Source organism: Curtobacterium sp. GC_Cur_3 (genome assembly GCF_026544205.1).
Classification (GTDB): Bacteria; Actinomycetota; Actinomycetes; order Actinomycetales; family Microbacteriaceae; genus Curtobacterium.
Map to the genome: position 1 here is coordinate 1 of NZ_JALNUI010000022.1, position 21228 is coordinate 21228.

The 21228-nt window shown below is 70.0% G+C and carries 18 protein-coding genes; 3 read left to right on the forward strand and 15 right to left on the reverse strand.

Annotated elements, in window-relative coordinates:
- Window positions 1–344 precede the first annotated feature (344 nt).
- From OXR63_RS12515 to otsA, 13 genes are all read right to left on the reverse strand, one after another.
- Window positions 345–1115 (reverse strand): fumarylacetoacetate hydrolase family protein, encoded by a 771-nt coding sequence (locus tag OXR63_RS12515; protein WP_267423700.1) that lies wholly within the window; start codon window positions 1113–1115, stop codon window positions 345–347.
- Window positions 1116–1145: 30 nt separating this feature from the next.
- On the reverse strand, window positions 1146–2270 hold the full coding sequence (locus tag OXR63_RS12520) for a branched-chain amino acid aminotransferase (RefSeq protein WP_267423702.1): 1125 nt from the start codon (window positions 2268–2270) through the stop codon (window positions 1146–1148).
- Between the two features lie 15 nt (window positions 2271–2285).
- Window positions 2286–3353, reverse strand: a complete 1068-nt coding sequence (locus OXR63_RS12525; protein WP_267423704.1) for a 3-isopropylmalate dehydrogenase — start codon at window positions 3351–3353, stop codon at window positions 2286–2288.
- Window positions 3354–3361: 8 nt separating this feature from the next.
- Entirely contained in the window at window positions 3362–4951 is a 1590-nt protein-coding gene (serA, locus tag OXR63_RS12530; protein WP_267423706.1) for a phosphoglycerate dehydrogenase, read from the reverse strand.
- Between the two features lie 167 nt (window positions 4952–5118).
- Complete coding sequence (locus OXR63_RS12535) at window positions 5119–5499, reverse strand: hypothetical protein (RefSeq protein ID WP_267423707.1); 381 nt, start codon at window positions 5497–5499, stop codon at window positions 5119–5121.
- The gene (locus OXR63_RS12540; protein ID WP_267423708.1) at window positions 5496–5960 is read right to left on the reverse strand and encodes a hypothetical protein; all 465 of its coding nucleotides are present in this window, start codon (window positions 5958–5960) and stop codon (window positions 5496–5498) included. Before OXR63_RS12540 ends, OXR63_RS12535 begins: the two co-directional genes overlap by 4 nt.
- Before the next feature lie 62 nt (window positions 5961–6022).
- The gene (locus OXR63_RS12545) at window positions 6023–7213 is read right to left on the reverse strand and encodes a mannitol-1-phosphate 5-dehydrogenase (protein ID WP_267423710.1); all 1191 of its coding nucleotides are present in this window, start codon (window positions 7211–7213) and stop codon (window positions 6023–6025) included.
- Window positions 7214–7436: 223 nt separating this feature from the next.
- Window positions 7437–8462, reverse strand: coding sequence for a ketol-acid reductoisomerase (ilvC, locus tag OXR63_RS12550; protein WP_071271342.1), 1026 nt, complete (start codon window positions 8460–8462; stop codon window positions 7437–7439).
- A gap of 46 nt (window positions 8463–8508) precedes the next feature.
- Window positions 8509–9009 (reverse strand): acetolactate synthase small subunit, encoded by a 501-nt coding sequence (gene ilvN, locus OXR63_RS12555; RefSeq protein WP_071271345.1) that lies wholly within the window; start codon window positions 9007–9009, stop codon window positions 8509–8511.
- Entirely contained in the window at window positions 9006–10829 is a 1824-nt protein-coding gene (locus tag OXR63_RS12560) for an acetolactate synthase large subunit (protein ID WP_267423712.1), read from the reverse strand. The genes ilvN and OXR63_RS12560 overlap by 4 nt, the downstream gene beginning before the upstream one ends.
- A gap of 46 nt (window positions 10830–10875) precedes the next feature.
- Window positions 10876–12570 carry a dihydroxy-acid dehydratase gene (gene ilvD / locus OXR63_RS12565; protein ID WP_267423714.1) on the reverse strand — a complete coding sequence of 565 codons (1695 nt, stop codon included), beginning with the start codon at window positions 12568–12570 and terminating at the stop codon, window positions 10876–10878.
- A 206-nt stretch (window positions 12571–12776) separates the two neighbouring features.
- On the reverse strand, window positions 12777–13571 hold the full coding sequence (otsB, locus tag OXR63_RS12570) for a trehalose-phosphatase (RefSeq protein WP_267423716.1): 795 nt from the start codon (window positions 13569–13571) through the stop codon (window positions 12777–12779).
- On the reverse strand, window positions 13564–15156 hold the full coding sequence (gene otsA, locus OXR63_RS12575; protein ID WP_267423718.1) for an alpha,alpha-trehalose-phosphate synthase (UDP-forming): 1593 nt from the start codon (window positions 15154–15156) through the stop codon (window positions 13564–13566). The genes otsB and otsA overlap by 8 nt, the downstream gene beginning before the upstream one ends.
- A 120-nt stretch (window positions 15157–15276) precedes the next feature.
- Here otsA and OXR63_RS12580 point away from each other — a divergent pair, with 120 nt between their 5' ends.
- On the forward strand, window positions 15277–16248 hold the full coding sequence (locus OXR63_RS12580; protein ID WP_267423719.1) for a magnesium transporter CorA family protein: 972 nt from the start codon (window positions 15277–15279) through the stop codon (window positions 16246–16248).
- An 87-nt stretch (window positions 16249–16335) separates the two neighbouring features.
- Here the strand turns inward: OXR63_RS12580 and OXR63_RS12585 are convergent, their stop codons facing one another.
- Window positions 16336–17487: an SLC13 family permease gene (locus tag OXR63_RS12585; RefSeq protein ID WP_267423720.1), complete on the reverse strand. Its 1152-nt coding sequence runs from the start codon at window positions 17485–17487 to the stop codon at window positions 16336–16338.
- Window positions 17488–17588: 101 nt separating this feature from the next.
- Between OXR63_RS12585 and OXR63_RS12590 the strand changes: the two genes are divergently transcribed.
- Complete coding sequence (locus OXR63_RS12590; protein ID WP_071271369.1) at window positions 17589–17780, forward strand: hypothetical protein; 192 nt, start codon at window positions 17589–17591, stop codon at window positions 17778–17780.
- 501 nt (window positions 17781–18281) lie between these two features.
- On the opposite strand, the gene OXR63_RS12595 is transcribed toward OXR63_RS12590, so the two are convergent.
- Window positions 18282–19454, reverse strand: a complete 1173-nt coding sequence (locus OXR63_RS12595) for a mechanosensitive ion channel family protein (RefSeq protein ID WP_267423722.1) — start codon at window positions 19452–19454, stop codon at window positions 18282–18284.
- Window positions 19455–19608: 154 nt separating this feature from the next.
- Here OXR63_RS12595 and OXR63_RS12600 point away from each other — a divergent pair, with 154 nt between their 5' ends.
- Window positions 19609–21162: an amino acid permease gene (locus OXR63_RS12600; RefSeq protein WP_267423724.1), complete on the forward strand. Its 1554-nt coding sequence runs from the start codon at window positions 19609–19611 to the stop codon at window positions 21160–21162.
- Window positions 21163–21228: the final 66 nt, after the last annotated feature.

Here is a 21228-nt window from a genome sequence, read left to right on the forward strand (position 1 = left end):
CGGACTTCTTCCCTTTGCAGGATGCCCATCCAGGCAACTTCGGTACTGTACCACTACTTCAGTGGCGGTCATGTTGACCGGCTTCATTGGAGTGGGTGGTCCCGCTTGAGGCCGACGTGATCCGGACTGCGTCGCTCGGGGCTCTCGCTCCGGTGACCGTCTCGGCGTTTCCGCCGCACCTTTGGGGTGACGAGTAAGAACATTACGCACGATTCCCGGATCGGGCAAACCGGGGCGCCACGACGGCGTGTCGCCCGGAACGACGCGGATCGAGCACCAGGAACGACCGAGGGCCCGATATCCGGGTGGACGTCGGGCCCTCGTGACCGTGCGGTCGGGGTCGATCAGTGGCGTGCGATGACCGGGCTCTTCAGCGTGCCGATCCCGGAGATGGTGACCTCGACGACCTCGCCGTCGCGGATCTCACCGACACCGGCGGGCGTGCCCGTCAGGATGACGTCGCCGGGCAGGAGCGTCCAGATCGCCGACACGAACTCGATGAGCGACGGGATGTCGTGCACCATCTCGCTGGTGGACGCCACCTGGCGCAGGTCACCGTCGACGCGGGTCTCGAGGCGCAGGTCCGACGGGTCGATCTCGGTCTCGATGACGGGGCCGAGGGGGCAGAACGTGTCGAAGCCCTTCGCCCGGGCCCACTGCCCGTCGCGTGCCTGGAGGTCACGGGCGGTGACGTCGTTCGCGATCGTGTAGCCGAGGATGACGCTGGCGAAGTCCTCGCGCTTGACGTTCTTGGCGAGTGAGCCGATCACGATGGCGAGCTCACCCTCGTGGTCGACGCGTCCGATGCCCTCGGGCAGGCGGATCGGTTCGTCCGGGCCGATCACCGAGGTGTTCGGCTTGAGGAACACCACGGGGTCGTCACCCGACACGTCGTCCATCTCGGCTTCGTGTTCGGCGTAGTTGAGCCCGACGCCGATGACCTTGGACCGCGGGATCACCGGTGCGAGGAGCTTGACGTCCGACAGTGGCACCCGCTCCCCCGTGGTCTCGAAGCCCTGGTACATCGGGTCCCCCGCGAGCACCACCAGAGCGCGCTCGTCGAGGATGCCGTACCGGGGGTCTTCACCCTTGCTGCTGAACCGTGCGATCTTCACCGTTCGACCCTACCGACGTCCGCGCCGCGATCAGGACGCGTCGGTCAGCTTGGTCATCCACCCGTGCGGGTCGGGACGACGGCCGGACTGGATGTCGGTGAGCTCCTCGCGCAGGGACATCGTCAGTTCGCCGGCCCCCACCGTCGGCGAGCCGATCGTGAACCCGTCGCCGCGGAGCTCGGCGATCGGCGTCACCACGGCGGCGGTGCCGCACGCGAAGGCCTCGGTGATCGAGCCGTCCGCCACGCCGTCGCGCCACTCGTCGAGCGTCACCCGTCGGCGTTCGACCGTCAGGCCGCGGTCCTCTGCCAGCTGCAGGATGGAGTCGCGCGTGATGCCCTCGAGGATGGAGGGCGAGTCAGGCGTCACCAGGGTGCCGTCGGCCTTGACCAGCACGACGTTCATGCCGCCGAGCTCCTCGAGGTAGCGGCCCTCTTCGGAGTCGAGGAACATCACCTGCTGGCAGCCGTGCTCGTAGGCCTCCTGCTGCGGGAGCAGGGACGCGGCGTAGTTGCCACCCGTCTTCGCGGCACCCGTGCCGCCGCGGCCGGCGCGGGCGTAGTTCGTGGAGAGCCAGATGGACACGGGCTTCGGTCCCGAGGTGAAGTACGCACCTGCCGGGCTGGCGATGCAGTGGTACGCCACGGCCTGGGCAGCGCGGACCCCGAGGAAGGACTCCGTCGCGATCATGAACGGCCGCAGGTACAGGCTGGTCTCCGGAGCCGACGGCACCCAGTCCACGTCGGTCTGGACGAGCTGCCGGATCGACTCGACGAAGGCCTCGACCGGGAGCTCCGGCAGCGCCAGCCGTCGGGCGGAGCGCTGGAAGCGTCGGGCGTTCGCATCCGGGCGGAAGGTCCAGACGGACCCGTCGGCGTGCCGGTAGGCCTTCAGCCCCTCGAAGATCTCCTGCGCGTAGTGCAGGACGCTGGCGCTCGGGTCGAGGGAGAGCGGTCCGTACGGGTGGATCGAGGCGTCGTGCCAGCCGTCGTCGACCGTCCACTCGATGGTGGCCATGTGGTCGGTGAAGTGCTTGCCGAAGCCGGGGTCCGCGAGGATGACCTCACGCTCGGCCTCCGCACGACGCTGCGCCGACGGGGTGGTGGAGAACTCGAGTCCGAAGACCGAGTCGGCGCTGACGGTGTCGCTGCTCATCGGTGTGGCTCCTTCTCAGGCGGTTCTGGTGCGTGCGGTGACCGCTGCGACGACGGCGTCGCCGATCTCGGTCGTGCTCCGCTCGGATGTGCCCCGGGCGGCCAGGTCGGCCTCCACCGCGGCCGTCACGACCGACGCCAGGTCCGCGCGACCGATGTGGTCGAGCAGCAGGGCGACGGACAGGACGGCGGCCGTGGGGTCGGCCTTCTGCTGACCAGCGATGTCCGGAGCGGAACCGTGCACCGGCTCGAACATGCTGGGGAAGGTGCCGTCGGGGTTGATGTTCCCCGAGGCCGCCAGACCGATCCCGCCGCTGATCGCGCCGGCCAGGTCGGTGATGATGTCGCCGAACAGGTTGTCGGTGACGATGACGTCGAAGCGACCGGGGTCGCGCACCATGTGGATGGTCACGGCGTCAACGTGCTGGTAGTCGACGGTGACGTCGGGGTGTTCCTGCGCCACGGCGTCCACCGTGCGCTGCCAGAGGGCTCCGGCGTGCACCAGGACGTTGCTCTTGTGGACCAGCGTCAGGTGCTTCCGCTCGCGTCGGCTCGCCAGGTCGAAGGCGTAGCGGACGGTGCGCTCGACCCCGTGCGCGGTGTTCAGCGAGACCTCGGTCGCGATCTCGTGCGGTGTGCCGACGCGGATCGCTCCACCGTTGCCGACGTAGGGGCCCTCGGTGCCCTCCCGCACCACCACGAAGTCGACGGCCCCGGGTGCCGCGAGCGGGGACGCCACCGCGTCGTGGACCTTGGTCGGACGCAGGTTGACGTAGTGGTCGAACGCGAACCGGAGCCGCAGCAGGAGCCCGCGTTCGATGATCCCCCCGGCCAGACGCGGGTCGCGCGGGTCCCCGCCGACGGCGCCGAGCAGGATTGCGTCGTGCGTGGCGAGGGCGTCGAGGTCGTCCTGCGTCAGGATCTCGCCGGTGTCCAGGTACCGGGTCGCGCCGAGGGCGAAGGGGGTCTCCTGGATGACCAGGTCGTCCGGGGCGACGGCGTACAGGACCCGCAGGGCCTGGTCCACGACCTCTGGACCGATGCCGTCGCCGCGGATGACCGCGAGCTGGAGTGTCTGCGTCATGGCTGTCCCTAGAGCGTGATGTCGATCTCGCGGAGCGAGGAGGCGTCGATCGTCCGACGGACGTGCTCGAGGATCTCCGCGGGCACGGGCGAGTCCACGGTCAGGACGCTCAGGGCCTGTCCGCCGGCGGCCTGGCGCGCGATCTGCATGGCCGCGATGTTGATGCCGGCCTCACCGAACTCCTTGCCGTACACCGCGACGATGCCCGGGCGGTCGGTGTAGTCCATGACCACGTGGTGCTTGTCGAGCGCGACCTCGACGTCGTAGCCGTTGATCTCGACGAGCTTCTCGACCTGCTTCGGGCCGGTCAGGGTGCCCGAGACGCTGATCGCGGGGCCGTCGGACTGGGCGCCGCGGATCGTCAGGACGTTGCGGTACTCGGTGCTGTCCGTGTCCGTGATGAGCCGGACGGACACCCCGCGCTGCTCCGCGATGAGCGGGGCGTTGACGTAGGAGACCTGGTCGCTCACGACGTCGGTGAAGACGCCCTTGAGCGCCGCGAGCTTCAGCACGCTGACGTCGAAGCCAGCGAGCTCGCCGTGGACCTCGACGTCGATGCTGGTGACCGGCGAGGTGGCGAGCGCGGTGAAGACCTGCCCGAGCTTCTCGACCAGGGGGATCCCCGGGCGGACGTAGGGGTCGATGACACCACCGGCGACGTTGACGGCGTCCGGGACGAGCTCCCCGCCGAGGGCGAGCCGCACGGACTTGGCGACGGAGACGCCCGCCTTCTCCTGTGCTTCGTCCGTCGAGGCACCGAGGTGCGGTGTGACGACGACGTTCGGCAGGGCGAGGAGCGGCGAGTCCGTCGGGGGCTCGGTGACGAAGACGTCGAGGCCGGCACCGGCGATCTGCCCGGCGGTGAGGGCCCGGTGCAGGGCGTCCTCGTCGATCAGGCCACCGCGGGCGACGTTCACGACGAAGGCGGTCGGCTTCATGACCGCGAACTGGTCGTCGGAGATCATCCCGAGGGTCTCGGGGGTCTTCGGCATGTGGATCGTGACGAAGTCGGCACGGCGGAGCAGGTCGTCGAGCGACACGAGCTCGACGCCGAGCTGCTGGGCGCGGGCCGTCGTGACGTAGGGGTCGTACGCGATGACCGAGACGCCGAAGGCCTGCAGCCGCTGCGTGATGAGGGCACCGATGCGACCGAGGCCGATGATGCCGACGGTCTTCTCGTAGAGCTCGACGCCGGTGTACGCGGATCGCTTCCACGCGCCGGCCGCCAGCGACGCGTGCGCTGCCGGGATGTGGCGCGCGAGCGAGAGGATGTGACCGACCGTGAGCTCGGCCGCCGAGATGATGTTCGACGTCGGGGCGTTGACCACCATCACACCGGCGGTGGTGGCCGCCTTGATGTCGACGTTGTCGAGCCCGACGCCGGCACGGGCGACGACCTTGAGGTTCGGAGCGGCGGCGATCGCCTCGGCGTCGACCTTGGTGGCGGAACGCACCAGGACGGCGTGCGCGTCGGCGAGGGAGGCCAGGAGTGCGGCGCGGTCGGTGCCGTCCACGTTCCGGATCTCGAAGTCGGGCCCGAGGGCGTCGACTGTGGCGGGCGAGAGTTCTTCGGCGATCAGGACGACCGGCTTCGGCACAGCTGTTTCCTCACACGAGACGGGCGGTGTCCGCCCATCGTATCGACGCCGACGGGCGCGTTACGACCGTCGGCGGTGCCCTGTGGAGAACCGCATGCCGGACGGGAGGCTCGTGGCGGGGCCCGCCACGGGCCTCCTGTCCGGCATGGGTGGCGTCAGCCGTCGGTTCAGGACCCGATGCGGAGCGTGGTGCCGACGTACTGCAGCAGCGTGAACCAGAGCGCGGAGACCGCGCAGAGCGCGGCGACGAAGACCACGACGGTCCGCACGAGGTCCATCCGGCGGGACACGACCCAGGCGGCGACGAAGCCGACCGGCGCGATGGCGACGTCGATGACGAGCGCGACCCACGGCGTGGAGGTCTCGAGGCCGGTGCCGCCGTTCTTGTGCACGAAGGCGTTGAAGTCCGCGACGGACTTCGAGACCCCGACGAAGTTGCCGACGGCCTGCCAGGTCACGTACGCGAGGCACAGGGCGGCGACGACCCAGACCACGACCTTGGCCGGGGTGACGACGACGCGGCGCCGCTCGGTGGCCGCGGCGGTCATCCGAAGCTCCTGGTCATGATGAAGGGCCACGGGATGAGGACGAGCGCCCCGACCAGCAGCCAGGTGAACCGGGTGCGGTTGGAGCTGGCCTGTCCGAGCCACAGCGTGGCGGCGAACCAGAAGGCCGGTGCCATGATCGCGAGGACGCGCATCGCCTCTGAGACGATGCCGGCGACGCCCGTGCCGGTGATGGTCAACAGGCTGGCGCTCACCAGCCAGGCGACCGTGTAGAGCAGGTAGACACCACCGAAGACACCCATCCCCACGAGTGCCCCGGACCCGAGCGGCTGCTCGGCGTCGGACTCGCGACGCGCACGGACCGAGACGGGGTTGTGCGCGGCGTCCACGTGGGTGGCGTCGGTGCCGTCGTCCCAGGAGAGCGCGGCGTCGTCGTCGTGGTCGACAGCCGGATCCGGCGGGGACGCGGCGGCGCCGTCATGTGCGGGAGGTGCCGGGGTCATGCCGTCGATCCTACGAGAGGCCGCGGACAGCCGCAGACCGTCCGGGGCGACCTGTGGACGGGTCAGACGTCTGCTGCCTCGGTCTGCAGGACCTCGGCGACCACGTCGCGCACGGCCGGGAACAGCGGGTGGCTCTCCATCAGGCCGGTGAGGATCTCGGTGAGGGCGTGTGCCGTCGCGCCGGACCGGAGCAGTGCGTGGAGCTCGATCGACTCGGGGTCGTCCTGGTCGTCGAAGGCGAGCGCCACGCGGACCGCGCCGACGAGGTGCTCGACGGGCATCCCGCGCTCGGCGAGCTGCGCGGCCGGACCGACGAAGCGCTCGCGGCGGCCGAGCTTGCGGAGCGGGTTGCGCCCGACGCGAGCGGTGGTGTCCGGCAGGTGCGGGTTCGCGATCCTGGACAGGTTCGCGGCGACGTAACGGGCGTGGTCCGCGCGGTCGAAGCCGTGCTTGGCGACGAGGAGCTCGGTCGTCTCCGCGAGGACGCCGTCCACCGCGGCACGCACCGTCGGGTCCTCGAGGGCTTCACGGATGAGCCGGATCCCGCGGACGTAGCCGTGGTAGGCCGCCGTCGCGTGGGCGGTGTTCACCGTGTAGAGCTTCCGCTCGACGAACGGCTGCAGGTCGTCGACCCAGGTGACGCCGTCGATCGCGGGCGGTTCGGCGTCGGTCCCGGCGAACGGCGTGCGTTCGATGACCCACTCGTAGAAGGGCTCGAGCACGACGTCGAGCCCGCCGAGCTGTCCGAGGACGCCGGACTGGTCGGGCACGATGCGGTCGATGGCGCAGTTCGCGAAGACCGCGGCGACGACGCGGTCCTCGAGCACGGGGGCACGACGGATGCTGGCGTGCAGCGAGTCGGTGGCGTTGTAGGCGTTCTCGCACGCCACGATCGTGACGACACCGGCCTCGAGGGGCCGTGCCGCGAGGCCCTCGGCGATGATCGGGGCGACGAGCGGCAGCGTGCGGGCACCGACGGCGGTGGTGACGACGTCGGCCTCGGCGATGGCCTGGACGACGCGGGCGCGGTCGGACTTGCTGCTCAGCGCCCGGAACCCGTGCACCACGTGCTCGACCGGGGCCTCGCCGACCTCGTGCACGACGAAGCGGCCGGCTTCGTTGAGGGCGGAGACGACACGCTCGTCGACGTCGACGAAGGTGAGTTCGTAGCCGCTCGCCACGAGGAACTGGCCCACGAAGCCGCGCCCGATCTTGCCGGCGCCGATGTGGACCGCTCGCTTCGTCACCGCCATCAAACGATCATCCCATGCTGGTCGGGCCGGTCCTGCCACGTGGCGCGGGGACCGCCCGGCGAGGAGGAGCGGCGGTGCTCGACGCCCTGGGCAGGGGCGGAGGGACGCCTGTGCGCGGCGCCGGGGGTGGTGGAGAAGGGCTTCATGTCGTTCGGGTCACATCGAGAGGCGGCGGTGCACGGGTGCACACCGCCGCCTCGTCGTCGAGTGGTTCTCGAGAAGACTACCGCGCGGCCGAACCGTCGACGTAGTCGGAGTCCGACTGCTTCCACGCGAACAGCTTGCGGAGCTCGCGGCCGGTGGCCTCGATGGGGTGGCCCTCGCCCTTCTCGCGCAGGGCCTTGAACTCCGGTGCGCCGGCGTCCTGGTCGTCGATGAAGCGCTTCGCGAAGGCACCGTTCTGGATGTCCGCGAGCACCGCCTTCATGTTCTCCTTGACCTCGGGCGAGATCACGCGGGGGCCGGAGACGTAGTCGCCGAACTCGGCGGTGTCGGAGATGGACCAGCGCTGCTTGGTGAGGCCGCCCTCCCAGATCAGGTCGACGATGAGCTTGAGCTCGTGCAGGACCTCGAAGTACGCGATCTGCGGCTGGTAGCCCGCCTCGACCAGGGTCTCGAAGCCGTACTGGATGAGCTGCGACGTGCCACCGCAGAGGACGGCCTGCTCGCCGAAGAGGTCGGTCTCGGTCTCCTCGGTGAAGGTCGTCTTGATGCCGCCGGAGCGCAGTCCGCCGATCGCCTTCGCGTAGGACCAGGCGAGATCCCAGGCGCTGCCGGACGAGTCGACCTCGACGGCGACGATCACGGGGACGCCACGGCCGGCCTCGTACTCGCGGCGCACGGTGTGCCCCGGGCCCTTCGGGGCGACGAGGGTGACGTCGACACCGGCGGGCGCCTCGATGTAGCCGTAGCGGATGTTGAAGCCGTGGCCGAAGACGAGCGTGGCGCCCGGCTGCAGGTTCGGCTCGATGTCGTCCTTGTAGACGATGCGCTGGACCTGGTCGGGCGCGAGGATCACGATGACGTCGGCCCATTTGGTGGCCTCGGCGGGCGTGTGCACCTCGAAGCCGGCCTCCTCGGCCTTCTGGCGGCTCTTGGAGCCCTCCTGCAGACCGATCTTCACCTCGACGCCGGAGTCGCGGAGGTTGAGGGCGTGGGCGTGGCCCTGCGAGCCGTAGCCGATGACCGCGACCTTCTTGCCCTGGATGAGCGTCAGGTCGGCGTCGGCGTCGTACACAATGTCAGTCACGGTGTGGTTCTCCTGGGTCGGTGTTCGTGCGGGTGCGTGGCGGTGCTCAACGCACCCGGTCGGTGATGCTCTTCGGTCCGCGGCCCATGCCGAGGAGACCCGCGCGGGCGAGCTCCTTGATGCCGTAGGGCTCGAGCACGCGGAGGATCGCCTGGATCTTGCCGGGGTCACCGGTCACCTCGACGATGAGCGAGTCGTTCGCGACGTCGACGACCTGGGCGCGGAACAGGGTCACTGCTTCGAGCACGGCCGACCGCGTCTGGTTGTCGACACGGACCTTCACGAGCATGTGCTCGCGCTGGACCGACTGTGGGAAGTCGAGTTCGACGATCTTGATGACGTTGACGAGCTTGTTGAGCTGCTTGGTCACCTGTTCGAGCGGCAGGTCCTCGACGTCGACGACCACCGTGATGCGGGACAGGCCCTCCACCTCGGTGTTGCCCACGGCGAGGGACTCGATGTTGAAGCCCCGTCGGGCGAACAGCCCGGCGACGCGCGTCAACAGACCGGGCTTGTCCTCCACCAGGAGGGACAGGACGTGGCTCATGCGGGTTCTCCCGTCATGTCGGCGTCCTCGTCGTCCCAGGTGGGGGCGAGTTCGCGGGCGTACTCGATGGAGGAGTTGCCGGTCCCCTGCGGGACCATCGGCCACACCATCGAGTCGCGGCTGACGACGAAGTCGATGACGACCGGGCGGTCGTTCGTGTCGAGTGCGAGCTGGATGGCGGCGTCGACCTCGTCGGCCTTCTCGACGCGGATGCCGAGGGCACCGTAGGCGTCGGCGAGCTTGACGAAGTCCGGGATCCGCTTGGTGCCGTGGCCCGTCTGCAGGTCGGTGAAGGAGTGGCGGCCGTCGTAGAACAGCGTCTGCCACTGCCGCACCATGCCGAGCGACGAGTTGTTGATGATCGCGACCTTGATCGGGATGTCGTTGATGACGCAGGTCGCGAGTTCCTGGTTGGTCATCTGGAAGCAGCCGTCGCCGTCGATCGCCCAGACGACCCGGTCGGGCTGGGCCACCTTGGCGCCCATCGCGGCCGGGACCGAGTAGCCCATCGTCCCGGCACCACCGGAGTTGAGCCAGGCGTTCGGGCGCTCGTACTGGATGAACTGCGCCGACCACATCTGGTGCTGGCCGACCCCGGAGGCGAAGACGCCCTCGGGCCCGGTCATCTCACCGATCCGCTTGATGATCGCCTGCGGGGCGAGGAGCCCGTCGGTCGGTTCGGTGTAGCCGAGCGGGAAGTCGGTGCGCAGCTGCTCGAGGTGCGCCCACCAGTCGGTGGTCGACGCACGGTCGTCCACGGGCACGTCGGCCCACGCGGCGGTGAGGTCGACGAGGACCTCGCGGGCGTCACCGACGATCGGGACGTCCGCGTACCGGATCTTCGAGATCTCGGCGGGGTCGATGTCGACGTGCACGACCTTGGCGCCCGGGGCGAAGTCGTCGACCTTGCCCGTGACGCGGTCGTCGAAGCGGGCACCGAGCGCGATGATGAGGTCGCTCTCCTGCAGCCCGAGCACCGCCGGCACCGTGCCGTGCATCCCCGGCATGCCGAGGTGCTGCGCGTGGGAGTCCGGGAAGGCGCCGCGCGCCATCAGCGTCGTGACGACGGGGGCACCGGTTGCCTCGGCGAACGCCAGGAGCTCCTTCGACGCACCGGAGCGGATGACGCCGCCGCCGACGTAGAGCACCGGGCGGGACGACGCCGCGAGCAGCTGGGCCGCCGCGGTGATCTGCTTGCCGTGCGCCTTGGTGACGGGCCGGTAGCCGGGCAGGTCGACCTTGGGCGGCCAGACGTACGGCGCCGACTTCTGCTGGGCGTCCTTCGTGATGTCGACGAGCACCGGACCGGGCCGGCCGGTCGTCGCGATCTGGTAGGCCGCCGCGATCGTCGCGGGGACGTCCTCGGGCTTCGTGACCAGGAACGAGTGCTTCGTGATCGGCATCGTGATGCCGACGATGTCGGCTTCCTGGAACGCGTCGGTGCCCATCAGCGTCGAGAACACCTGACCGGTGATCGCGATGAACGGCACCGAGTCCATGTAGGCGTCCGCGATCGCGGTGACGAGGTTCGTCGCACCGGGGCCGGACGTGGCGATGGCGACGCCGACCTTGCCGGACGAGGACGCGTAGCCCTCGGCGGCGTGCCCGGCGCCCTGCTCGTGCCGGACCAGGATGTGGCGGATCGTCTTCGACGCCATGAGCTCGTCGTAGAACGGGATGATCGCGCCGCCGGGGAGCCCGAAGACGTCCGTGATCCCGAGGTGCTCGAGGGACCGCAGGACGGCCCCCGAGCCGGTGAGGACCTCCGGCGTGCGACGCGCTCCGGTGGCCGCGGACAGCGGTGTTGCTTCCGTGGGCATGTGGGGTTTCCTGCCTGGAGAGGTGGCGATGGTGCGGGTGTCGACGCTAGCCCGTGACCGCGCCGGTGGCGGCGGACTGGACGAGCTTGGCGTACTTCGCGAGGACTCCGCGGGTGTAGCGCGGGGGCAGCGGCGCCCAGCCGTCACGGCGGGCCTCCAGCTCGGCGGCGTCGACCAGTAGGTCGAGCGTCCGAGCCGCGATGTCGACACGGATGCGGTCGCCATCGCGCACGAAGGCGACGGGACCTGCGTCCACTGCCTCCGGTGCGATGTGGCCGATGCAGAGGCCGGTTGTGCCGCCTGAGAATCGACCGTCGGTCAAGAGTAGTACATCCTTGCCGAGGCCCGCGCCCTTGATGGCCGCCGTGATGGCGAGCATCTCACGCATGCCGGGGCCGCCCTTCGGGCCCTCGTAGCGGATGACGACGACGTCGCCCTTCTGGATCCGGCCCTCGGTCAGGGCGTCCATGGCGGAGCGCTCGCGGTCGAACACCCGCGCGGGGCCCTCGAAGACCTCGGCGTCGAAGCCGGCCGTCTTCACGACCGCGCCCTCGGGAGCGAACGAGCCCTGCAGGATCGTCAGGCCGCCGGTGGCGTGGATCGGGTTGTCGAGCTTGCGGAAGACGTTGCCGTCGAGCTCCGGCGGGTCGATCTCGGCGAGGTTCTCCGCGACGGTCTTGCCCGTCACGGTCATGCACTCGCCGTGCAGCAGGCCGGCGTCGAGCAGCGCCTTCATGATCACCGGGATGCCGCCGTTGCGGTCCACGTCGAGCATGACGTACTTGCCGAAGGGCTTCATGTCGGCCAGGTGCGGGACCTTCGAGCCGATGCGGTTGAAGTCGTCGAGGCTGAGCTCGACCTCGGCCTCGTGCGCGATGGCGAGCAGGTGCAGGACGACGTTGGTCGAGCCTCCGAGTGCCATGGCGACGGCGATGGCGTTCTCGAACGCTTCCTTCGTGAGGATCTGGCGCGCGGTGATGCCGAGCCGGAGCATGTTCACGACGGCCTCACCGGAACGGTGCGCGTAGTAGTCGCGACGACGGTCGGCGCTGGGCGGCGCGGCCGAACCGGGCAGCGACATGCCGAGGGCCTCGGCGACGGACGCCATGGTGTTGGCCGTGTACATGCCGCCGCAGGCGCCTTCGCCCGGGACGATCGCGCACTCGATCTTCTTGAGCTCCTCTTCGCTCATGGTGCCGGCCTTGCACGCGCCGACGCCCTCGAAGGAGTCGATGATCGTGACTTCCTTCATCGAGCCGTCGGCCTGCTTCACGTAGCCGGGCATGACCGAACCGGCGTAGAGGAACACGCTCGCGAGGTCGAGGCGGGCCGCGGCCATGAGCATGCCGGGCAGCGACTTGTCGCAGCCGGCGAGCAGCACGGTCCCGTCGAGGCGCTCCGCGTTCACGACGGTCTCGACGCTGTCCGCGATGACCTCACGCGAGACGAGGGAGAAGTGCATGCCCTCGTGGCCCATCGAGATGCCGTCGGAGACGGAGATGGTGCCGAACTGCAGCGGGTAGCCGCCACCGCCGTGGACGCCTTCCTTGGCGCCCTGGGCGAGTCGGTCGAGGGAAAGGTTGCACGGGGTGATCTCGTTCCAGGACGAGGCGATGCCGATCTGCGGCTTCTCCCAGTCCTCGTCGCCCATCCCGACGGCCCGCAGCATGCCACGCGAGGTGGTTGCTTCGATCCCGTCGGTGACGACCCGGCTCCGCGGCTTCACGTCGATGTCAGGCATGCGCTGAGTCTAGGACGGATTGGGATACCAGCGGCGCACGTCCATGCATCTGCATGTTGCGACGGGTGCCGGAGAGCTCGCAAAACACCGGTGTTCGTCGTTGGAGCCGCGTCAGGACGCGGCGTGATCGCTGAACACCGGCGTTCCGCTGGAAGGGCGGGGCAGGGCAGGGCGGGCGGACGGACGGGAGGCTCGGCTCGGCCTGGTCAGCGCACCGCGCGCAGGCGCGCGAGCTGCTTCAGGACGTCGGTCAGGGCCGCCGGGTCGGCGACGCGGAAACCGGCGAGTGTGTCGCCCTCCCCCACCTTCACGCCGACGTCGCCGTCGCCGAGCACGCGGAAGGCGTCCTCGTCGGTGACGTCGTCCCCGGCGAAGAACACGGCGTCCGACCCGCGGAGGTCGCGCAGCCGGGCGATCGCGTCGCCCTTCGTGACGTGCCGGACGGCGAACTCGAGGATGTCCTTGCCGCCGCGCTCGAGCACGTCGGCGTCGGCCTCGTGCGCAGCCGCACTCGCCGCGGCGTTCACCTCGGCGGCGACCTCGGCGCTGACCCGCCGGGTGTGCACGCCGTGCCCGGCGGGCTTGTGCTCGATGACGACGCCAGGGAACCGCTCGCCGACCTCGTCGAGCGCGGCACCGACCCGGGCGACCCGCTGCTGTTCGTCCTCGGTGAGGGCGTCCTCGGCGTGGCCGTCGACCCGCCACTCGACGCCGTGCGAGCCGACGAGCGCCATGTCCGCCGGCGCCTGCGTGACCGCCGCGAGGCTGTCGAGCGGCCGACCGGAGACGAGCACCACCTCGGTGTCCTTCGCCCGCTGCAGGGTGAGCACGGCCGCCCAGCTGCCGGGCAGGGCGCCGACGTGGCCGGGGTCGTCGGCGAACGGCGCCAGGGTGCCGTCGAAGTCGAGGGCGACCAGGAGACGCGGAGCGTCGCCGAGGCCCGCCAGGGCCGCTGTCAGAGCCGACCCGTCGACGGTGGTGTCAGTGGTCTCGTCACGCATCACGGGCCTCCCGGGTGTCCTCTGCTGCACGCGCCTTCTGGGCGTCCTGGTCGAAGATCGACGTGCCGTCGGTCTGGGCCTCGCGGTGCCGGTCGGCCGGTTCGGTCGCCGACGCGTCGATCCGCGCGTTGCGCGGGGCGTGCCGGTCGAGCGCCTCGAGGAACGACCGCGACCAGCGGGCCACGTCGTTGTCGCGCACGCGCTTGCGGAGGGCGCGCATGCGGGTGGAGCGCTCGCGGCGGGGCATCTCGATCGCACGCTCGACGGCGTCCTTCATGGCGCCGATGTCGTGCGGGTTGATGATCACCGCCTGCTTCAGCTCGTCGGCGGCACCGGCGAACTCGGAGAGGATCAGCACGCCGTCGTTGTCGAAGCGCGTGGCGACGTACTCCTTGGCGACCAGGTTCATGCCGTCCCGGAGCGCCGTCACGAGCATGATGTCGGCGGCCAGGTAGAGCGCGACCATCTCCTCGCGGGGGTAGCCGTGGTGCAGGTAGGAGATCGGCTGGTGGCCGATGGTGCCGAGGTCGCCGTTGATCCGCCCGACGCTCAGCTCGATCTCGTCGCGCAGCGTGCGGTAGGTGTCGACCCGCTCGCGGCTCGGGCTCGCGACCTGCACGAGGGTGGCGTCCTCGACCCGGATGCGGCCGTCCTCGATGAGCTCACCGAACGCCTTGATGCGGTGGCGGATGCCCTTGGTGTAGTCGAGGCGGTCGACCCCGAGCAGCACGGTCTTCGGGTTGCCGAGGCCGGCGCGGATCTCCCGGGCGCGCTCCTGCACCTCGGGCTTCCTGGCGATGTCCTCGAAGCTCTCGGCGTCGATCGAGATCGGGAAGTGGCGAGCCTCGACGTGGCGCACGGTGATGCCCTTGCGGCTGCGCGGAGCCGCCGGGTCGTCCACGGGGACGTCGATCGTCGTGCCCTTGGTCGTGTAGCCCTTGATGTGGCGGACCGCACGGAGGAAGTCGCTGGCGTCGTCCTGCCGCTGGAACCCGATCACGTCGGCGCCGAGCAGACCGTCGAGGATCTGGGCGCGCCACGGCAGCTGCGCGTAGATGCCGACGGGCGGGAACGGGATGTGGTTGAAGAACCCGATCGTGACGTCGGGACGGAGTTCCCGCAGCAGGGCCGGCACGAGCTGCAGCTGGTAGTCCTGCACCCAGACGATGCCGTCCTGCTCGACGATGTCGGCGATCTGCTCCGCGAAGCGCTTGTTCACGCTCTTGTACGCGTTCCACCAGTCCCGGTGGTAGCTCGGGTGCTCGATGACGTCGTGGTAGAGCGGCCAGAGGGTGTCGTTGCTGAAGCCCTCGTAGTAGTCCTGCACATCGCTCGCGCTGAGCGGGACCGGGACGATGTGGATGCCCTCGTTGTCGAAGGGCGCGACCTCGACGTCGGGCTGGCCGACCCAGCCGACCCAGGCGCCGTCGTTGGCGCGCATGACCGGCTCGAGCGCGGTGACGAGGCCACCGGGAGAGTGCCGCCAGCCCTCGTTGCCGTCCTCGTCGACGACGCGGTCCACGGGGAGACGGTTGCTGGCGACGACGAAGGAGTACTTGGTGGACGAAGGATGCGGAGCTGACACGCCACCGAAGCTACCAGCGTGCCGATCCCCCGCGCCCGGCAGCGGAACCTGAGCAGACTGCACGCCACGGCCGGACGACCCGGTCCTGGCGCGCAGACGTCGCTCACTAGGCTCTGGCGCATGGTCAGCACTCGCTCGTGGCGGAACGGTTCGGACGCGGAGCGGGACTTCCCCGTCGACCGGGTGTCGGACCTGGTCGCCGACGAGGACGCCTTCGTCTGGATCGACTACACGGACCCGTCGGCCGCCGACCTCGAGCAGGTCGAGGAGGAGCTCGGCATCCACGCGCTCGCCGTCGAGGACGCCGTCGAGCACGGGCAGCGGCCGAAGCTCGACCGGTACCGCGACAGCCTCTTCCTGGTCGTCTACGACGTGCACGGGCGGGACTCCGAGGGCGAGCTGATCACGCGCGAGGTCAAGGCCTTCGTGACGAAGCGCGCCCTGGTGACGATCCACGGCGCGGACGTCGACATCGCCGCGGTCGAGCGCCGGCTCGCCTCGAACTCCGACATGGCCGAGCACGGGGTGCCGTGGCTCGTGTGGGCGCTCCTCGACGCCGTCGTCGACCACGCCACCGCCGTGGTCGAGCAGATCGAGCAGGACATCGACGCGCTCGAAGACGACCTGTTCGAGCACGGCGACCCCCGCGAGCAGCAGATCCAGCGCCGGTCGTTCCGGCTGCGCAAGGCACTCGGGGTCCTCCGGCGTCAGGTCGTCCCGACGAAGGACAGCGTCGCGTCGCTCCTGCACGGGGACGCGGAGACCATCGTCAACGGCATCCGCCCGTACTTCCGCGACGTCGAGGACCACCTGGTCTCCATCTCGGACTCGGTCGACCAGCTCCGCGACGCCGTGGGCAGCGTGCTCGACACGAACCTCAACCTGGCGTCGAACCGCCAGAACACCGTGATGAAGAAGGTGACGAGCTGGGCGGCGATCATCGCGATCCCGACAGCGATCACCGGGTTCTTCGGGCAGAACGTGACGTTCCCCGGCGAGGGGCACTGGAGCGGGCTGTTCGCGTCCGTGGCGCTCATCATCGTGACATCGCTGCTGCTGTACCGGTCGTTCAAGCACCGCGACTGGCTGTAGCCCGAGGGTGCGGCTCGGCACAGCACAGCCGGCTCAGCCCGGCGCTACAGCCGGCTCAGCCCGGCGCTACAGCCGGCTCAGCCGGCGCTACAGCCGTAGGGCGAGGACGCCGGCGACGACCGTGAGCGGCGCGACGACGCACCCGAGCGCCATGTAGCGCCCCCACGACAGGTGCACACCCTCGGCGCTGAGCCGTGCGTGCCACAGGAGCGTCGCGAGCGAGGCCCACGGCGTGATGAGGCAGCCGGCGTTCACGCCGATGAGGAGCGCGGCGTACCGCAGGGCCTCGTGTCCCGCCGAGGGCTCGAGCACCAGGTAGGCGGGCAGGTTGTCGATCACGTTGGCGGTCACCGCACCCGCACCGCCGAGCAGCAGCAGGGAACCGGTCCCCGTCCCACCGGACACGGCTTGCACGAGCGGGTCGGTGATGCCCGTCGTGTGCAGGGTCTCGACGACGACGAACAGCCCGGCGGCGAACACGAGCGTCGACCACGGCACGCGCGACGGCTTCAGCTCGGACGGCGCCCGGAAGGCCGCGACCACGACGAGCAGCACGGCCGCGGCCAGCGCGGCGATCCACACCGTCACGCCGACGGTCAGCGCGACGACGAGCGCCACGAGCACCGCCGAGGCCGCACCGAAGAAGACCGGGTCGGCGGGGCGGCGCACGTCGACCGGTGTGTACCGGCCGAAGAGCTTGCCACGGAACACGACGAGCAGCACCGCGCACGGCACGACGACCCCGGCGAGCGCGGCCCAGACCATCAGGCCGGCGAAGGGCAGCGGGCCGTCGAGCCCGATGCGGTCGACGGCGAGCAGGTTCGTCAGGTTCGACACGGGCAGGAGCAGCGAGGCCGTGTTCGCCAGCCACACGGTGGTCAGCGCGAACGGCATCGGCGGGAGCCCGACGCGGCGGGCGAGCGCGATGACGATCGGCGTGAGGAGCACGGCGGTGGTGTCGATGGACAGGAACACGGTGCAGAGCACGGCGAGGACGACGACGGCACCCCACAGCCCGATGGTCCGGCCGCCGCCGATGCGCGCGGCGACGTCCGCCAGGCGGTCGAACACCCCGGCGTCCGCGGCGAGCTCGGAGACGATCGTCAGTCCGAGGACGAACCCGAGGACGGGCAGTACCCGGGCGGCGAGGTCCCCGAGGTCGGCGAGCGGCAGCAGACCGAGGGCCACGCACACGGCTCCGGCGACGAGCAGGGCTGCTCCGATGACGGCTTGGCGCACGGTGGTTCTCCTCGCGGTGGTGAGCCGGAGGTGCCTGTGCGCCCGGCGGCGTTCCAATGTACCCACCGGTAGCGTTGACCCGACGACAACAGGAGGCATCTGTGCGCAAGTTCATGTTCAACGGTGCGGTGTGGAGTTCCCTCATCAGCGGCTACAGCGTTCTGCAGACCACCCGTCAGGGGCCCAGGGACTGGCGTCTCGCCCTGACGTGGGTGGCGTGGATCTCGACGACGATCGTCGCCATCGGCACGGTCGTCGAGGACGACCGCGCGGTGCGCTCGCGTCAGCCGTGAGCTGACGTCCCCACGGGACGCCACGGGAGGCTCGGTGCCAGCTGGCACCGGGCCTCCCGTTGCGTCCGGGGTCGCCGCCTGCAGACGGAGGGCCGTGTTCAGATCTGGCGGTGACGGATCCGATTCACGGATCCCGAGGGTCGCGAACCAGATCCGTCATCGCCGCGAAGACAAACCGACGAGCGGGCGGCACCGGTGCCCAGAGCCGCCGACAGCGTGACGCCGTCGGGACCGGACTCGGGCCGGACCCCTCCGGGCGCGGCCACGCGTTCCGGGTGGACTGGGCGCCCGGGGCGGACGGGTCGCCGCTTGAGGGCGGAGGGCGGTGTTCTGATCCGGCGGTGACGGATACGGTTCGCGAATTCCAAAGTTCGCGAACCAGATCCGTCATCGCCACGAAGACGAACCGTCGGCCGGCCGGTACCGGTGCCCAGAGGTGCCGACAGTGTGACGCGTCGGGAACCGGCTCGGACAGGACCAGTCCGGGATCCTCCTCGGCCGCTACCGTTGCGGCGGCACGTCCGACGCCCGGATGCCCGAGGTCTGGATCGGGCCGGTGAAGAGCGCAGCACGCTCGTCGCCCTCACCGAAGAGCGAGGCGTCACCCTCCGACGACCGGCTGCGTCGACGGGCCGGGGCCGCGGGCTCGGCGAGCTGCACGCGCTGGACCGGGAGCGCGTCCGGGTGGGTGCGCTGCAGCCAGTCGATCATCTCCTCGCGGACGTAGCAGCGCAGGTCGAACAGGCCACCGGCGTCCGGTGCGGTCACCAGGATGCGCACGCGCACCATCCCGCCGACCGCGTCCGTGACCTGGAGCACCTTCGTGCGGCGGTCCCAGATCGTCGACGTCTCGAGGATGCGGTCGAGCTCCGAGCGCATCTCCGCCGGACTGACCCGCCAGTCCAGGTCGAACTCGACGGCGCCGAGGAGCTCGCTGCTCGTGCGGGTCCAGTTCTCGAAGGGCGTCGAGGTGAAGTACGTCGACGGCAGCACGAAGCGGCGGTCGTCCCAGAGGTGGACGACGACGTACGTCAGCGTGATCTCCTCGATGCGGCCCCACTGCTGCTCGACCACGACGACGTCGTCCACCCGGATCGACCCGGAGAACGCGAGCTGCATGCCCGCGAACACGTTGCCGAGGGTCGACTGCGCGGCGAGACCGGCGATGACCGAGATGAGTCCGGCGGAGGCGAGGACGCTCGCGCCGGCGGCCTCGACCCCGGGGAACGTCAGGAGGATCGCGCCGACGCCGATGATGACGAGCACCGCGACGGTGAGCCGGCGCAGGATGAGGACCTGCGTGCGGATCCGGCGGGCCACGCGGTTGTCCGGCACGTCGACGCGGTACTTGTGCAGCCCCAGGCTCTCGAGGAACACCGCGAGCACGCACGCGAGCCACGTGCCGACGCCGATGGTGGCGACGAGGAAGACGTGGGAGACGGCGTCGCGCCAGGGGTAGCGGTCGGAGTCCGGGATCGAGGAGGCGAACGCGACCCACAGCAGGGCGACGAGCAGCATCGTCCTGGTGGCGTGTCGAGAGCGTCGGGACAGCGAGGCGGCCCAGCGCTCACGACGCCCGAGTGCCCGGAAGACCAGGTGCAGGACGAGCGCGACGACGGCGGTCACGACGAGGGCGAACCCGACCGCGACCAGGAGGCGGATGAGGATGTCCATCCGACCATGGTGGCAACGTCGCTCGCGCGCCGTCCAGGAGACGGACAGACCCGGCGAGGGGTCGTGTGCGATGTCGGCAGGTTGGTGGACAGGACCCAGCCCGTTCGGAGGTGGATGTGATGCATCGGTCCGATCCGCATGTAGCGTGTCGGCCATGACAGCGCAGAACGACACCGGGGTGGACCGTGCGCCCGCCAACGACTTCTCGCACGAGCAGGAGGGCTACCAGCACGGGCTGAAGCCCAGGCAGCTCCAGATGATCGCGATCGGCGGTGCGATCGGTACCGGGCTCTTCCTGGGTGCCGGTGGACGGCTGCACACCGCCGGGCCCGCCCTGGCCGTCGTGTACCTGATCGCGGGCGTGTTCGCGTTCTTCATCCTCCGGGCCCTCGGCGAGCTCGTCCTCCACCGCCCGTCCTCCGGGTCGTTCATCTCCTACGCCCGCGAGTTCTACGGCGAGAAGTTCGCCTACGCCGCAGGCTGGATGTACTTCCTCAACTGGGCGATGACCTCGATCGTCGACACCACCGCGGTCGCCCTGTACCTGCAGTACTGGCGGGCCTTCACCGCTGCGCCGCAGTGGTTGCTGGCACTCATCGCGCTGATCGTCGTCCTGGCGGCGAACATGGTGGCGGTGAAGGTCTTCGGCGAGCTGGAGTTCTGGTTCGCGATCATCAAGGTCGTCGCCCTGGTCGCGTTCCTCGTCGTGGCGCTCGTCTGGCTGATCTTCGCGTTCCCGGTCGAGACCGGCGGCGAGGCGATCCGCACCGGGTTCTCGATCTGGCAGGACAACGGCGGTCTGATCCCGAACGGTCTGCTGCCCGCCGTGCTGGTGGTGCAGGGCGTCGTCTTCGCGTACGCCGCGATCGAGCTCGTCGGCACCGCGTCCGGCGAGACCCAGGACACCGAGAAGGTCATCCCCCGCGCCATCAACTCCGTCGTCCTCCGCATCGCCGTGTTCTACGTCGGCTCGGTCGTGCTCCTCTCGCTCCTGCTCCCGTACACGTCGTACAAGGAGGGCCAGAGCCCGTTCGTGACGTTCTTCTCGTCGCTCGGCAACCCGCAGGTCGGGGTGATCGTCGGCTCGATCATGAACTTCGTCGTCCTGACCGCCGCGCTGTCCTCGCTCAACGCCGGGCTGTACTCGACCGGACGCGCACTGCACTCGATGGGCATGAACGGGTCCGCTCCGAAGTGGACGACGAAGATGACCAAGGGCGGCGTGCCGTTCGCGGGCATCCTGCTGACGGCCGCGTTCACGGTCGCCGGCGTGGCCCTGAACTACTTCGTCCCGAGCCAGGCGTTCGAGATCGCCCTGAACATCGCCAGCCTCGGGATCATCACCGCGTGGGGCACGATCATCCTCTGCCAGATGAAGCTGCGGCAGTGGGCGAAGCAGGGCCTGGCGAAGGAACCGTCGTTCAAGCTGCCCGGTGCACCCGTCACCGCGTGGCTGACCCTGGCGTTCCTGGTCTCGGTGCTCGTGCTGATGGCGATCGACTGGCCCGTCGGCACGCTCACCATCGCCTCGCTCGTGATCATCATCCCGCTGCTCGTCGTCGGGTGGTTCCTGCAGCGCGACCGGATCCTCCGCATCGCCTCGCTCCGCGAGGGCGTCACCGGCCCCTACCCGATCACCGGCCGCGACCCGGCGAACCAGGTCCGGCGCGGCGACACGGACACGGACGGGGACGACTCCCGCTCCTGATGCTTGTCCGCGCAACGCGACGAGCGTCCTCGTGACACCGAGAGGTCCGGCACCCGCCGCTACGAT